Source organism: Anaerotaenia torta (assembly GCF_050433395.1).
GTDB classification, from domain to species: Bacteria; Bacillota; Clostridia; order Lachnospirales; family Lachnospiraceae; genus Mobilitalea; species Mobilitalea torta.
In genome coordinates, this window is record NZ_JBNPXH010000001.1 from 181,864 (window position 1) to 197,861 (window position 15,998).

Sequence of the window (15,998 nt, forward strand, 5' to 3'; positions counted from 1 at the left end):
GACCTTGTTTTTAGGGCGTTTGCGACCTTTTTAGTATATCATGAAAATGGAGGTTGTCAAGCTTTGACTCAACTTTTGACTCAAGTTTGGGGAAAAGGAGATAAAAACAGATAAAAAAAGCATTTTTGGTTGATTAACATATGGCAGATATTTATAATATAAGAATAGGATGCATTATTACAAAAGAAAAACATAAGGAGGCTGCCAATGAAAGAAACAGAAAAGTGCTTAAACATAGTATTTTTAAAAGTACATACTTTTGAAAAAGAACTTAGCAAGGAGGATTTGCAGAGATTTGAGAAAAAGAAGGATGAAATAAATTCTTTTTATACATCAGAAATTGCAGGTATAGAGCAACAAAATGACTATAAAGAAATTGTAGAGAAACAGGAAAATGAAACAGCGGATAGTATTCTTGATACATTAGAAAAGGCACGTGAAGAAATATTTTCAAAGTATGCAAGACAGGCAGATAACAGAAGGAAAAAGAAGCTACAGGACTTAGAAAGTGGTGTGTATGGGAATCACAAAATAGATATTGTAGAGGAGATTGATGAAAAGTATTCGGAAGGCTTTGATATCCGATGCATACACTATGTGGAGGAAGAGGAACTGGGACAGGCATTGGAAAAGGTTACAAGACAATTTAAGACGATGAATACAAGCAAGATATCTTATCATAGGTACTTGCAATTAAAAGTAGTAAGGCTGAAGGATAGAGACACTTTTAAGGAAGAAATCAGAATTGAAATTTATAACATAAAGTTTGGCAAGGAAAAGTCTGATTATAATGGCTGTATATGCAGTAGCCTGTCTGATTTGGATAAAAAGCTGATAGAACTTATTGATTATGGTACAGAACTTGGAAGGCAGGAAATAGCAGATATTAGAAGGATAATAAGAAACAATTATTCTAACATACCTGTGGAACAAACAGACCTGGTAGATGAGATTAAGCTGTCATATATTTGTGATTATATTGCAGAAAAAGATATTAAGGTAACAATTATTAATAAAGATAAACAAGGTCAAAAGCAATTATATCTCATACCGAGTGCAGATTTTGACAAGGAGTTTGGTGGGTATAAGAACATGATTACATTTAGAAACTCACTCATACAGGAGGAGATTATGATTGCCAGCCGTGGCAGAGGGAAATATAAGCATACTGATCAAAAGTATTACATTGCGATAGATGCTGATTCCGACAGGGTAAAGGAGATAATCGACAGCATTAATAACAGCAGTGTTGATAATGACAAGAAAGAGCAGGCAGTAGAGGGGAAAAAGGAACATGCAAAATAAGGTCTTCTCTGTTATACCATATTATGGTGGCAAGGCAAAAATGAATAGCCTAATAGTGGATTTATTGGACTATCAGAATACCGATATTTATATTGAGCCGTTTGGTGGAGGTGCCAGAACTCTATTAAATAAGCCAAGGCATAGCTATGAAGTTATGAATGATTTAAGTACAGGGATACAGGCGTTATTTACAACCTTGACCGATAGAACAGCCACCAGACAGCTTATGAATTTCTTATATGAAACCGAGTACTCTAAGAAATGGTTTGAATGGGCGGTAGCGTATCGGAATGAAATAGAGGATAATGCAGTCGGCGAGATAAAAAGGCAGATGATTGATTATATTAGCCAGATTGAGGACAGGTACAACCTTGATTTATGGGGAGAATTCCATAAGTCTCCCCATGATATTCATGTGGAAAGGACATTGCGTAAATTAGGTATCTCACAGGAGGAAAGAAAAAAGGCAGTTACATTAGTTAATAAATATTTATCGATCAAAAGCCATGAAAACCTGAGTGATGTAACAGTGGCAGATGCTTTGAATAAACGGGGGTATGATAAGATACATCATGCAGCAGCTACTTTCATTGTTTACCAGATGTCAAGGGATTCCATGGGTAAATATTTTACTGCTTATCGGTTTAAGAGTGAGAATGCTTATTATAATACTGTTGATAGGTTACTGGAGGCAAATGACCGGTTAAGTGGGGTACAAATTTATGCAAAAGATGCGATGGAATTTTTCGATGATGGGGAGGATACAGTATTAAATGATAAAAGAGTCATGCTGTACTGTGACCCAACTTATTTATCAGAAGAGGATGTTGATACTTATATCAAGCTGAAAGAGGATTATAATCCGGGAGCAGTGTATAAAAACTATTGGACCTATACGGAGCATGAGGAATTTTTGAAAAAGATACAATATGCAGAATGCAAGATTTTGTTAAGCAATTATAGGGATAGGACACATCTGTATGACAATTATTTAAATAACAGTACCGGTTGGAGAAGTATAGAGTATGAAACTGTTACAACGGTTGGAGTAGGGGCAAAGAAAAGAACGGAGGTTCTGTGGCTTAATTATTAATAGACAAAGCAGACTATTTATGATAATATAAGGGCAGTAAAAAATATAAAATATAGAATTCTCAAATTCTCAACATTCTCATTTGGGGTAACCACAAAATGTTTTGGAGTTATAAAAGGATGTTGGTATGCGTATAAAGGTGTAATGTAGCGTAATGAGAATTGAATACATAGGGATTATAGGTATCTATACGTTGGTATAGGTACTTTTTTTATGGGTTAAAACATTTATAAGGACAGAATTGCATTTTGAAACAACCACACTCTTGTACCATTTTATAGTAGGACGGAAAAATCAGCATGATTTGTACTTATTATTGTCTAATGAAAAAACTATGATATACCAAAAAGGAGTAGGGGTACGGAATTGTTAAGGTACTAAAGTGACAGTAGGAGAAGATATACTGCTATATTAATAATTCTAAAGTGCATTTTAGATGTAGGAAGTATGCTGATATAAGTATGGAATAGTTACACGGAGTTATATATGGAAATGGCAGAGGTAATATTTAGATATGCTCTGATGATGAAGATTAGATAAATTAATGATAACCACTGTATACTTTAGTATAGGAAAAATGGCAGAGAGAAGATATAGATAGATTCAAGTAATAGAGATTATTGGCTTATATGTTAAGAAGGGTTTATTCAGCGAAAGAATTGCCTTGCATAAATAAGATAGTAGCGGTACAATAACCACCCAAATTTAGAAAAGGAGGAGGTTGGATTATGGCACTATCGGATGAATTACAGCATTTGGTAATTGAAGTAAATGACATTAGTAAGATAGCGGAATTGTTTTGGATAGCATTTCAACATACCACAACAGTAACTATGGATCATGTAATTACTTCATTGTATGTATTAAGAAAACAGATGGAGGAAGTGGAGCAACATTTACAGAAGGTATTAGAAACAGTAGAAAAGGAAGAGGTGGCAGAAGTCTTAATTGAGGATTCGTAAAAAATAAGCACCAATAAACAAGTGATAGTTTAAGGGTGCTTGAAGGTATCGATTAGGGCAAGAACTAAATCCACTTGTTTCTTACTTAATCCTGTAACTTCAACGGTCTTTTTAGTTTCTATGCCAAGTAAGTAATCGGTAGTAACTTTATACAGACTGGCGAGCTTTATGAGTGCTTCATAGCTTGGCTGTCTTTCAGAGGTTTCATAATAGCTGATAATAGACTTTGATACACCGATACGTTCGGCTACTTCAACTTGAGTTAAACCATGTTGGATACGAAGGGTTTTTAATTTGTCCCCGAGCATAAAAATAATCACCTACTTTCCACTAATAGTTTACATGGATAGCAATGACTATTGGTTAGAATAATCGGTAAAATATTGATATAAATATGACTATTAGTCAACTTTATCATTGAAACGATAACAATTATGTGGTAATATGGTACAAAGTGGAATATTTACTTGCAAAAGGTAAGGGGTAATGAAGCAGTAGAATAAGAGGTGGAGTTAACTATAAGTGAATATGACATTTTATAGTGAAAATAAAGATAGAGAGGGATTCTTATGAGAAGATTGTTAAGTGCATTTTTAATTTTAGTATTCATGTTTATTAGTATTCCAATAAGCAGTACCGTAAAGGCAGAGAATAAATTTGATGGATACATACCGATATCAACAGCGGATGAATTGGCAAATATAGCGAATGATACAACGGCTAAGTATTATCTGACAAAAGATATTGATATGGCATCGTATGGGTATTGGGAGACTATAAAAGAATTTACTGGAGTATTGGATGGAAATGGTCATGTAATTAGAAATTTAAGTATTACCAGAAACAGTGAAAACGGATATGGTGCGATATTTGGGGCGACAGGTGATGCTGTTGTTAGAAATTTAAGTTTGCAAAATATTTCATATAAAATTGTTGAGAATAAAGATTATATGTTAAATAATAGCATGGAATATGTTGTTGGAGGAATTGCAGGATTTGCCACTAATACAATAATTGAGAATTGTAATGTCAGCGGAACTATAGCAGTTGATAGAATTGAACAATATCAATATTATAATACTACAGACACATTTGTATTATCCGGTAATACCATTGGAGGAATTGTGGGATGGGCTGTAAATGGAACTAGTGTGAAACGCTGTTATACAAACATAAATATTACTAACAATAATGAACATACTCTTAATAGCCGAAACAGCAAAGGGCACTTGGAAATTACAAATAGCATAGGTGGCATAGTTGGAAAGACTGGTATGTGGCCAGAGGAAACCCCGGTCAATATTAGTGAATCGTTTGGTGTCGGTGAAGCTATTAGTAGTAATGTACATTTAAAGTTTGATCAAAACATGTACTACTATATGGAAGCAAATAATTATGTTGGTGGTGTTGTTGGCTATGTAGACGAGAAAGTAGAATTAGAAAACTGCTTTAGTACAAGTAAAATTGATGGAATAGCAACAACTAGAAATCTTTATAGGCGTACATATAAAAGCTCTGAAGGAGTTACTAATAATTATCTTGGTGGAATTGCAGGTTATTTAAATGGAAAATTATCTAACAGCTATTCTTCTGGCAAAATGGAAAAATCTGATAATTCAAAGATTGGAGGTGTAGTAGGCTTTGCAGATACAAATGCTTATATTTATAGGGCATATTATTTAAGAAATAACAGTCAGAAGATAAAGTTTAACAGTGAAATTGCAGGAGTCGGAGATAATACCATGGCGGCAAATGCGACAGCAACTAGTCTTGATGAAGCTAAGATGCAAAAGCAGACGAATTTTAAGGATTGGGATTTTAAGTCTACCTGGCAGATTGTTAAAGGGATTAACAAAGGATATCCAATATTTAAGACAAATACAAAAGCGTTCCAGTTGTCCAAAGTAACAGCGAATGTTAAGGCAGGTACATATAAAAAGAGTTTTTCTGTGAAATTAAGCAGTGCCACTCCTGATACAAAAATATATTATACGACGGATGGAACTAAGCCGACTACAAAATCTAAGGCTTATACGAAGGCATTATCTATTAAAAAATCAACAACATTAAAAGTGTTGGTTGTTAGAAATGGTTTTCAAAGTAGTCCTGTGGCAACGTATAAATATGTGATAAAGAAGTAGGATTTTCATAGAATGGGGGATACCAATGAATAAGTGTTGTGACAAAATAAAAAGACGATTATTGACATTAGCATTAGTTGTTTCTATGCTCTTGGGTCAAACAGTGCCAGCGATTGTAAGTGCTGAAGATACTTCTGCAAAGACTGTAAATCCAATATTATTAGAACGGGCACAGTCGAGACAAGAGAAAAGTAATAAGACAACAGGTACAAACGGTAGTAATAGTAGTAGCAATGCATTTAAAAATTGGGAGATTAGAAATGGCACTATAAAATATCAAGGTAAAACACTTAAGTACCTATATGAGGACATTAGTAATGAGCTATTAGAGATAGGCATAAGTAATACAAAATTTTACCAAGAAGTCAATGACATAACTTATCCAGTTACAATGACCCTTGTAAATCGTGGTGGACATAGTGCAGATGGGAGAGCATATTATAGCCATGTAGCATACTATCTTAATGATGAACCGGGCGATGGCAGAGTTGGCAAATGGTATCATACAGCAAAATATTGGTCAGAACAGAATCCAGCGTTAGGGCAAGCGTTAGACAGCTATTTGGGTAAAAAAAGCCTATTCGTGTTACCTAGTGTCAAAACTAATATACATGGAGTAAATTATATGCATCCTGGAAGGGAGTCTTTATGGCATACAATAACCTATAAGGATGATGTATATAAAGCTTTAACAAATAAAACGCAAAGAAATGAATTAGCAAAAATAGCAGTAGAGAATGGTTTAATACAAAAAGAGAGTGATAAAGGAGCTCCATATGTGGGACTGTTTACTTATTATGGGATATTAAATAGAGAGGACGGTTTACTAGATTATGATAGTTCTTCTACAACGTATTTGAGTAGAGAACAGGCAGGCACATTAATAAACAGATTTATGCATCCTGACTCCTATTTTGGTAGTGTAGAAGGTAAGTATACAGGATTACCTAATGTCAGCATGGCTTATGGATATAATATGTTTAATGATTTTAATGAAAAACCTTTAACTAAAAAAGAAATGCAAACTAATATGACTAGATTGGAATTTATAACCTGTATAATGGGAAGATATTTTGGTGCAGACATAGATGAGGCTAGACAAGATGGAAATAATATGGATGCAGCTAGAATATTTAAAGATATAGATAAGAGTGATTATGGAACATCAGATTTTTATAAAAGTAAAGGGGCATATGGGAAAGGACAGAATGAAGCGTCAAGGGCAGAACTAAAATATAAGAAGCTTGGAGATGATACAGATGCTCATGTGCAGGCAGCTTACAAGCTTGGAGTTTTAACGAAAGATAGTAAAGGAAATGCAAATTTATTTAAATATATAACTTATGATGAAGCCATGATAATGCTAATCAATTCCGCAATAGCACAAGCAGACGGAAAAGCATTATAACTAAGAGTTTATAAGACCTATACACTAGTTCGGTATATAGGTCTTATTTTTATGCTCTTTTGTATTGGAAAACAAATGGGGCTGTTACATATAGATATGTGCTTATTGAGAATAAGGAGAGGATAAAAGTAAGATAGGTTTATCTGACATAAAAAGATTTGCTGGTATTACCCTGTAAGAAGTTATATTAAACTTATCAAAAAGTATGGAAGAGATTTATGACTATGACTGGTAGGGAATTATTAATTGCAGAGGATGTCATTTTCAACAATAATTAAAATCCAATTCTTTCATATGTATTTATGAGGACAGGCTGATTAATAAAATTTGCTAAGGAATAGAGGGGTATTACTTAGAAGAATTTTAAGGTCTGACTAGTTATAAAAATTGGTATACATGATGTAAATAACTGGATATATTCTGGAGGATAGATTTTGATAGGAAAGGTATGAGGGTATGGGTTTAAAGGGTGTAAAATGGGTATATAAGGGATTATGTAGGGGATTATGATTTAATCTATGCCTGTTATCTAACGTACTCTAAATTAAATAATAAAGTGTATTTCAGAGGAAAGAAATAATAGATAAATGCACTTTAGATTGGAGGTACAGGGTTATGGAGAGTGTAATTATTGATTATGCTACAGCTGCAAAATATTTGAAAGAGATATACAGTTTATTGAATAAGGATTACTTTCATAACGAGCTTGAAGATGTCACAATAACCATACAGAAAAAGGCAGGTACTTTTGGACATTTTAGTTTGGATCGTGTTTGGTGTAAGGTTGAGGAAAGGCAACATGAGATTAACATTTCAGCAGAATATATGGCACGTCCTATTGAAAATATTGTTGCTACCCTTATGCATGAATCGGTTCATCTGCATAACTTTAGCAGAGGGATAAAGGACGTTAGTAGCAATGGAGTGTATCATAATAAAATCTTTAAGCAAGAAGCAGAGAAACGCGATTTAATCATTCAAAAACATCCTCAATACGGTTGGACGTTGACAACACCATCTATTATGTTGATAGATTGGGTAAAAAAGAATGGATTGGTGGATATTCCTATCTATCGGGAGGATTATGTAATACCAGTTGGAACTACTGGAGGTGCAGATGGTAATAAGCCTATCGGTACAGATGGAGTAGTAAAACCAGTGAAAAAGAAATGTAGTACTCGTAAATATGTATGTGGGGTTTGTGGTTTATCAGTAAGGGCAACGAAAGAGGTATACATAATCTGCGGAGACTGCATGGAAACATTAGAAATAGCAACGTAGGCAGTAGTTATTTTATAGAACAAAAGGTAAAAATGAAATACATAATAGAATGTAGCGATATGTACAGTAGAAGAAGTTGCTTAACTGGATAGGGTTTAAGTGATTTCTTTTTCTTATTATAATCCGGCTTGTAGAAAAATAGGTATATGCTTTTAGCGAAAGGTTATAAAAATAATTATTTGTGAAAGGTAACATTGGAAAATGGTACTATGCAAAAGCAAAAGGATTGTGAAATTTCTCTGTATGAAAGAAACTGCCAGAATAATAACAGTAAGATATATGGTTATATAAATAATTATTTGTGAACAAAAACGTTGGATTTTAATCCATACAGTGTGAAGGGGGCAGAGTGGCAATGAAATTAAGTAATGAGTTTATCGAGTACATGATGTCAGAGATTAAGAATGATGAGGGGGAGGACTGGGAAAAGAGATGTCAGCTGGAAAAGATATTTGAGGACTATGACGATTTGATGGACTGTACCTTGTTCTTTCAAAGAGAGAGTAAAAAGAAGGGGATAGCCGTTATTCGGTTATCCAATAAACTTAAGGAGTTAGGGGTGGATGTAGATAAAATTATGAATAATGTAGCAACATCACCTGATAATAGCACGTTGGAAGGATTGAGTAAGCTTATAGATTATCAAACAAAACTTAAGAATGGCTATAAAATTGCGTACAAACATCATGCATCTGTAGAAAAATGTGTTGAGTTATATACTAAATATCATAATATTCAGAAGGTAGCTGATGAATTAGGGGTAAACCATATGACGGTCAGAAGAAGGCTGAAAAGTGCTGGTTTATAAGTCCGGCACTTCGTACATTTCCATGATAAAACACCTTGCAGTATCACTACAGACAGCCGATAGCCACAGCGTTATAGTATTAGTATAAAATTTATTAATACGAAAAAGGAGAGCATGGACATGGCAAGAAAAAGAGTTAAAGTAGAGGAAACAGCAGTGGTAGTATTACCGGAGGAAGTTGTTTTAGCAGATGTGGTAAATGAGGAAGAGCCGGTAGAGATTGCAGGAGCAGTTGAGGAAAATGGTTTATTGGAAAATGATACTTTTATTGAAGAAGATATACAGAAAGAAGTTCCTGTAGATACAGTAGAAAATAACAGCGAAGAGCCAGTAGATGCAGAGGTAAACATGGAGGATACCAGTACTGGTGCAGAGGAAGAAATACAGGGTTTCAGTGAGGATTTATCAGATAACCATGAGGATAAGGAAGTTGTTACTCCTGTAACATTTAGAAGTGACAGTGAAGAAGCAAGGTATTATATTCTTGAGTTCTTAAAAGATGGGGAAAGTCATAAGAAGAGTGAGATTGTAGCTTATATTACAAATCGTTCTGGTAAGAGTTTTACAGAAGCTACAGTAATCAATGTTCTTCGTGGCATGATAAATAATGGAAGTATTCTTTCTTTGGAGAGAGGATCGTATCAGATTGGTTCTGGCAGTGGATTATTAAGTAAACTGGTGCAGTTTATTGAGGTTACGAGAAATAATCTGGAAAAGGTAGCTACTATCAGTGTATCGGATATTAAGGAAGAGGATTATAAAGCAATCAGTGAATTAAAGTCTCTGAAAGAAACCTTAAATTCCATGTATGAGAGATTGACGGATAATTAAATAGGGTACTGATAAATGAGGGTGTTATCTTTGTGATAATGCCCTCCAACTTTTTATAAAGGAGAATATAAATTATGTTTGATAGATTAAGTCTGAAAGAGTTTGGAGAAGCAGTGGAAACAGTTGTAAGCGAGGAATTAGGCATCTTATATGACGTAAAGTTAATAAGGGTAATTAAAAATAATGGCAAGAATTTGTTGGGATTATGTATTCGGTGCGTTGGCAGTCAAGTAGCACCAACTATTTATCTGAATGATTACTATAGGGAATATGAGGAGGAAGAAGATTTTACAGGCATTGTAAAAGATATCTTACAGGTTTATAGGAACTCTAACAAAGGATTGCCAATGATTACAGATGATTTTACTTGGGATGGTATCAGAAGAAGTGTGGTGTTACGATTGGTTAATTATGATATGAACAGGGAATTGCTACAGGGAGTACCCCATAAAAGGGTATATGACGATCTGGCAGTTACGTTTTATGTATTAGTTGGAAGTACCAAAGAGGGTGTATGCTCCTATCAGATTGAAAATTCATTGTTTCATAGTTGGGGCATTACGATAGAAAGGCTGTACGAATGTGCTTTGCACAATTCTACAATATATTTTCCTGCTACTCTTAGAAACATGAATGAAATAATTACCAGCATGATAGCACCAGAGGAAATGGGTAGTGATGAATATGCAGAATTATTGGATAGTACTGTACCAGAAGAAGGCAGAGGTATCATGTATGTATTAAGCCATTCGATTGGTGTGAATGGTGCTATCGTTATGTTGTATCCTATTATAAAGGAGTTTGCTGATGCCATGGGTACAGACTTTTATATATTACCTTGCAGTGTACATGAACTTATTTTAGTCTTAGATTATGGATGCAGCTATCGTGGTTTTGAATTACAGAGGATGGTTATTGACGTGAATCGGACAGTATTGCAGAATGAGGACATACTTTCTGACAGTGTTTATAAGTATTACAGAGCAACCAATAAAATTGAAAAACTCTAGGAGCAATTAAGCTCAACATAATTCCCTTTTTATCAGGCGGTACTGTAACAGGTATCGCCTGTTTTTGCGTTTGGGGATTTTATGGGAGTTAATTTAGGGTATGGTCTATCCTTTCGTAAAAATAGGGTTGGAAATTGCGTAAATTTTAACTTGAATTTGAACTAATTTTACAGTTTGTAAATGATGTTAAGAGGTTATTTTTACAGGAGGATGGAGAAATGAATATAGCGTATGTAAGAGTTTCTACAATAGAACAGAATGAGAGCAGGCAGTTAGAAGCATTAAAGCAATATGGTATTGACAAATGGTTTACAGAGAAAATCAGTGCAAAAGATATGAACCGACCAGAACTAAAGAAGATGTTGGAATTTGCGAGGGAGGGCGACACGATTTATGTACAGGATTTTTCGAGGATTGCACGTGATACAGGAAACCTGCTTGATTTGGTGAAACTGCTAAACCGCAAGGGAATTCATTTGGTCAGTGACAAAGATAAAATTGACACAAGCAGTGTTACAGGAAAGCTGTTTCTTACAATAATAGCTGCTATTAATGAATTTGAAAGAAACATTATGCTGGAGAGGCAGCGTGAAGGAATTGCAAATGCTAAGAAAGCAGGGAAATACAAAGGCAGAAAGGCAATTTACGTCCCCAATTTTGAAGAGCATTATAATAGATATATACATAGGGAAGTTAATAAAGCTGCGTTATCAAAAGAGTTGAATATATCACGTCCTACCTTAGATAAACTGATTCGGGCAAGACAAAAAAACAACAGATACATTGTGGTGGAAAATGAATTGCCGGATGAGATGATTGACTTATAAAAGGTATTTGAGTATAGGATAAATTAAGAGTGCAGTATGTTTTACAGTTAGCCTTTCCAACTGCTTAATAATGAAGATGGGATATAAAATTGGAGAGGAGAAAATTGTATGGATGACAGGTATAGTGATTTTTTTATTGATGATTTTGGTACTTTGGATCTGGAAAATACTGATGAGGATCAGTTGGCAGACACAGAAAGTAGCTGTTTCTGCCAGAATGAAAGATTTGTAGTCAGCAAAAAGGAATTGGTTCAGCTTATCAGAATGACAGTACGTGAAACACTGGAACAGATGGATATATATTAACAGGAAGGAAGTGTGTTGTATGGTACGTGAAAGAAAATTTAAGTACGTTGAGGTTTTAGACGAGGGGAGATTGACCGGGGTAGTGGTATTAAGAAGTAATAGACAGGTACTTGCTAAGTTTCATGTTATTCCTGAAGCTGGTAACATTAGAAACAGTGAGTTAATCCAAAACCAAGCAAAGTTATTCGAGAATTATATTAAAGGTATCATGGAGCCTAGATTATAGAAAAAGTATTGAAACAATAGAGAGCAGAACTGGAATGGTGGTTCTGTTCTTTTTTTGTGCAGAAGAGGTGGAAATATATTTTTAAGCATGGAAAGGGCAATCAAAGAAAGGTCTTTTCTGATAGGCATAAAAAGTAAGAAAGGATGTTTCTGATATAGGCAGTTGTGATTATAAATCAAAATAGATTTTATAGAAGTAATTTAGGGCAGACTGTGAACTGGTGTAAACAGGATGTCGGCTTAAGATATTTATGAAAAACAGTATAAAAATAGTTGAAACATAAGGTACTATGAAATTGCTTAGGGATATCAGCAGTTTGTATAATTATGCATAGATTTTAGGCAAAAGCAAAGCTAGTGAATCCAAGATTGCATCAGTGTTATGTTGGATGGAATGCTTCTATGAAAGAATGTTTATAGAGTTTAAAGGTAACAGCATAGGCTGATATGAGAAAGGGGTGCTGTTAGCTTTGTGAAGTAATGGATATGAGCGTGGAGTGGTGGAAAGTGAGACAAGTTGTAAGATACGTTGAGATGTAAAATACTAGGGGATTTTGACTGAAAGGAATGTTGATTTTAGTTATATAACAAAATAGAAAAATAAAAGTTTTGATAGGGATATAAAATGGTGTAAAGGGTTAAAAATAGGGGGTTCTCAGAAAAAATATATAGGTAGGGGTATGAGGAAATTTGGAAGGGAGTAAATAAGAGTGTGTGTTATTTAAAGCTTACAATTTATGGGAAGTGGTAAATGGTGTGACGTGGAAATATATAAATAGATTCCATGAAAGGCATAGATGGGATTCTAAATTATAACAATATATAATGCGTAATAAAAGTAAATAAACATCATAAAATGTACAATATGTAAGAAAATTTAATATAAAAATGGCTACTAGTTGTACAAAACAATTAGTATATAGAAGTGAAACGTTATATATATTGGTATTTATGCACATGGAATAGTGAACGATGTATAAAATATGCACAAAAAATGTTAAGGCCTTATATGCGTTGATTAAAAGGGGGTATATGCGTATAATTTCAACTCTTCCCTATTAGCTGGTATAAAACATGAAAGGAGTTTTGAGTATGCAAGCTAAAGAAAAAGTGCAAGGGGGGATTTTCATTGAGAAAGACAAAATATAGCAATGAAGAAGATGCCTTGACGATTAATACCGAGCAGCTTATGAAGATGCTGAACTGTGGTTATAAAACAGCTATGGTGGTAGCTGAAGAAGCAAGGGCAAGGGTATATGTAGGACGCAGGGTATGGTTCTATAAAACTAAAATTGAAAAATACATAGAAAAAATATCTATGTAAAAAATATCCACTTAAAACTATTGACAAGGGGGAAGTTCGATGGTAACCTCCCCCGAACAAACTGAAAGGATGTAATTATATGATAAAGAAAACAAAAATGCAAACAGAGAATTTACCTAAGGGAATTAGCTATCGTAACAATGAGGGCAGATATTTAGGAAGGGTTACATATAATGGGAAGTCATACATTAGGTATGATACCAATGTTGGAAGGTTGGATTGTATATTAAACCAGTTAAGAGAAGATTTGACGAAATAAAAGGAGCAGCACATTAACAATGGGGAGGTTCACTGTAGCCTCCCCGAATAAACTGAAAGGATGAAATTTTATGGCAAAGAAAACAAAATTACAAACAGAGAATTTACCTAAGGGGATTACCCCACGTATCAATGAAAACAGGTACCTTGGCAGAGTGACTTACAAAGGTAAGCCTTATTTTCGTTATGATACTAATGTTGGGCGACTAGAGAGGACATTAAACCAGTTAAGAAAAGATTTGAAGGAGGGTAAAGACGTAGAAGCAGGAGATAAGACTTTAAATGAATGGTTTGATTTGTACTTGAAAAAATACAAGTTAAAAACAGTTAAGATTGGAACCTATGAAAATTATCGGAGACATTATAATTATTATATACGTGAGGGAATTGGAAAGAAGAGTTTAAAAGATATTACTGTATCTGACATACAGGACTTATATAATTCCTTTGATGACAGGGGTTTTTCACAAGGGATGATAAAGCTTGTAAATGCAACATTAAATGGATGCTTTATTAAGGCAATAAAAAACAGAATAATTGACTTTAATCCTGTTATCTATGCAGAAATACCAAAGGGAAAACCCAAAAAGAAGATAATTGCTTTAGCAAAAGATATCCAACAGGTATTCTTAGAATATGCAAAAGAAAGTTATCTACATGGTTTTTTGAGAGTGGCACTTATGACAGGATTAAGGAGGGGCGAGCTGCAAGCGTTAAAGTGGCAAGACATTAACTTTGCTGAAAAGAAACTATATGTTTTCCATACACTGATATGGATTGAAAGACAGGGATATTATACAGATATGGCTAAGACAGAACACTCCGTGCGTACTATTCCCATGAATTCAGACTTGCTGGATTATATGTTGGAGTTAAAGGTAATAGCAGATGAAACAGGAATGGGAAAGGGAAGCAATTATGTATTCAGTTTACCAGATGGGAAGCTGATTTCAAGATATAGAGTAACACGTGAAATAAATAAAATACAAGAAAAAATGAAAAAGGCAGGTTATGAAGTTCCACACTTTGGTTGCCATACACTTCGGCATACATATGCAACAAGGGCAATAGAAAATAAGATAGAACCCCAAACCTTAAAAACTTTGCTTGGGCATGCAACCCTAGCTATAACGATGGATCTATATGCTCATGTAATGGAAGATGTAAGAATTGCAGAAATGGAGAAGCTAAATGGGACGTTTTAGGGAAAGAGGACTGGAAACAGTCCTTTTTAGGTGGGTTATAACGTATTATATTAGTCAATAGTTGAATACTATTATGTAAAATGTATTTTAAGATACATTCATACAATTATATAGGAAAAAAAACTATATACAGAAAAGTACTTGATATTTTTTCTAGATATGGTAATATGTAATTAGCTGATTACATTATCATATCTAGAAAGGAAAATATCATATGAAGTATAACACAAGGATCCCTATTAAACAAGAGGACATCAGGCTTATTATTCAATCATTTGAAGATGGATATTATGAGCATTTTGAATTGGAAAAAGAACATCCTACTACAACGCATAATGGACGTGGTGCATCTATATGGAATCGTATATTTACCCAGATAGAAAAGCATTTCAAAACTGAAGGTTATCAAGTAAATAAAATACTACGAGGCCTTTGGGAAGTTTTATATGTATATGATGAGTCATCTCATTTCTTATATACATATATGAGGTACAAGAATTTCGTTAATCTACAAAATAAGAAGCCGGAGAATAAATTATTTCATTATTGTAATGTATTGAGTAGACTAAATGGTAAATTGTTAGGTACTTATGAACCTGAATATGAGCAAATGAGTTTTGGTTTAGAGAAAACAATAATTGACGAAGAAGCTGAACAAAAATTAGCGGAGTTGCTGAATGAAATGGTTTATAGTATTAAAGGTGACATAGAAATGTATGCTCTGGTATTAGTTAATCAAGAAAAAGGTAAAGTAATAGATATTGAATGTAAGATACCGGTTGAAAACTTGAATTCAGTTTATACAGAATCATGGAAAGAGTTTATTGGTACAGATTACGATATGGATGAATATAAAAATGAATTTGATGACATTGAACTTCAAGATACTGAAATTCTATTAACAGCAAAACAAGACAATGTAATTCCAATAAGTAATGATGTTGCTCTTTCAGAAAAAGAGGATATAAGCAAAAAGGAAGAAAAGAATTAATGTGATAATATAGGAGGTTTTAG

Annotated in this window: 17 protein-coding genes; 16 read left to right on the forward strand and 1 reads right to left on the reverse strand. The window is 34.0% G+C overall.

The features are described from left to right. Positions 1-207 precede the first annotated feature (207 nt). The 3 genes from HNQ56_RS00830 (at position 208) to HNQ56_RS00840 (ending at position 3,360) form a co-directional block, all read left to right on the forward strand. Positions 208-1,305, forward strand: a complete 1,098-nt coding sequence (locus tag HNQ56_RS00830; RefSeq protein WP_429141809.1) for a hypothetical protein — start codon at positions 208-210, stop codon at positions 1,303-1,305. Beyond that, positions 1,295-2,398: a DNA adenine methylase gene (locus HNQ56_RS00835; RefSeq protein WP_429141811.1), complete on the forward strand. Its 1,104-nt coding sequence runs from the start codon at positions 1,295-1,297 to the stop codon at positions 2,396-2,398. Before HNQ56_RS00830 ends, HNQ56_RS00835 begins: the two co-directional genes overlap by 11 nt. A gap of 728 nt (positions 2,399-3,126) precedes the next feature. Beyond that, on the forward strand, positions 3,127-3,360 hold the full coding sequence (locus HNQ56_RS00840) for a hypothetical protein (RefSeq protein ID WP_429141813.1): 234 nt from the start codon (positions 3,127-3,129) through the stop codon (positions 3,358-3,360). A gap of 29 nt (positions 3,361-3,389) precedes the next feature. Here HNQ56_RS00840 and HNQ56_RS00845 read toward each other — a convergent pair whose 3' ends face one another. Next, complete coding sequence (locus HNQ56_RS00845; protein ID WP_429141815.1) at positions 3,390-3,668, reverse strand: helix-turn-helix domain-containing protein; 279 nt, start codon at positions 3,666-3,668, stop codon at positions 3,390-3,392. A 261-nt stretch (positions 3,669-3,929) separates the two neighbouring features. Between HNQ56_RS00845 and HNQ56_RS00850 the strand changes: the two genes are divergently transcribed. The 13 genes from HNQ56_RS00850 (at position 3,930) to HNQ56_RS00910 (ending at position 15,975) form a co-directional block, all read left to right on the forward strand. Further along, complete coding sequence (locus HNQ56_RS00850; protein ID WP_429141817.1) at positions 3,930-5,501, forward strand: chitobiase/beta-hexosaminidase C-terminal domain-containing protein; 1,572 nt, start codon at positions 3,930-3,932, stop codon at positions 5,499-5,501. A 25-nt stretch (positions 5,502-5,526) separates the two neighbouring features. After that, a complete protein-coding gene (locus HNQ56_RS00855; RefSeq protein WP_429141819.1) occupies positions 5,527-6,909 on the forward strand; it encodes a hypothetical protein in 1,383 nt (460 codons plus the stop codon). A gap of 615 nt (positions 6,910-7,524) precedes the next feature. Beyond that, positions 7,525-8,190, forward strand: coding sequence for a SprT-like domain-containing protein (locus HNQ56_RS00860; protein ID WP_429141820.1), 666 nt, complete (start codon positions 7,525-7,527; stop codon positions 8,188-8,190). Positions 8,191-8,545: 355 nt separating this feature from the next. Continuing rightward, entirely contained in the window at positions 8,546-8,998 is a 453-nt protein-coding gene (locus tag HNQ56_RS00865) for a hypothetical protein (RefSeq protein WP_429141822.1), read from the forward strand. Positions 8,999-9,118: 120 nt separating this feature from the next. Continuing rightward, the gene (locus HNQ56_RS00870; RefSeq protein ID WP_429141824.1) at positions 9,119-9,829 is read left to right on the forward strand and encodes a hypothetical protein; all 711 of its coding nucleotides are present in this window, start codon (positions 9,119-9,121) and stop codon (positions 9,827-9,829) included. A gap of 74 nt (positions 9,830-9,903) precedes the next feature. After that, the gene (locus HNQ56_RS00875) at positions 9,904-10,839 is read left to right on the forward strand and encodes a DUF5688 family protein (protein WP_429141826.1); all 936 of its coding nucleotides are present in this window, start codon (positions 9,904-9,906) and stop codon (positions 10,837-10,839) included. A gap of 218 nt (positions 10,840-11,057) precedes the next feature. After that, the gene (locus tag HNQ56_RS00880; protein ID WP_429141827.1) at positions 11,058-11,666 is read left to right on the forward strand and encodes a recombinase family protein; all 609 of its coding nucleotides are present in this window, start codon (positions 11,058-11,060) and stop codon (positions 11,664-11,666) included. Between the two features lie 108 nt (positions 11,667-11,774). Continuing rightward, positions 11,775-11,972, forward strand: a complete 198-nt coding sequence (locus HNQ56_RS00885; protein ID WP_429141829.1) for a hypothetical protein — start codon at positions 11,775-11,777, stop codon at positions 11,970-11,972. 19 nt (positions 11,973-11,991) lie between these two features. Further along, positions 11,992-12,198: a hypothetical protein gene (locus tag HNQ56_RS00890; protein WP_429141831.1), complete on the forward strand. Its 207-nt coding sequence runs from the start codon at positions 11,992-11,994 to the stop codon at positions 12,196-12,198. A 1,128-nt stretch (positions 12,199-13,326) separates the two neighbouring features. Further along, on the forward strand, positions 13,327-13,521 hold the full coding sequence (locus HNQ56_RS00895) for a hypothetical protein (protein WP_429141833.1): 195 nt from the start codon (positions 13,327-13,329) through the stop codon (positions 13,519-13,521). A gap of 79 nt (positions 13,522-13,600) precedes the next feature. Then, the gene (locus tag HNQ56_RS00900) at positions 13,601-13,780 is read left to right on the forward strand and encodes a hypothetical protein (RefSeq protein ID WP_429141834.1); all 180 of its coding nucleotides are present in this window, start codon (positions 13,601-13,603) and stop codon (positions 13,778-13,780) included. 70 nt (positions 13,781-13,850) lie between these two features. Next, positions 13,851-14,984, forward strand: coding sequence for a tyrosine-type recombinase/integrase (locus tag HNQ56_RS00905; protein ID WP_429141836.1), 1,134 nt, complete (start codon positions 13,851-13,853; stop codon positions 14,982-14,984). A 214-nt stretch (positions 14,985-15,198) separates the two neighbouring features. Next, complete coding sequence (locus HNQ56_RS00910; RefSeq protein WP_429141838.1) at positions 15,199-15,975, forward strand: DUF5986 family protein; 777 nt, start codon at positions 15,199-15,201, stop codon at positions 15,973-15,975. The last annotated feature ends 23 nt before the right edge of the window (positions 15,976-15,998 follow it).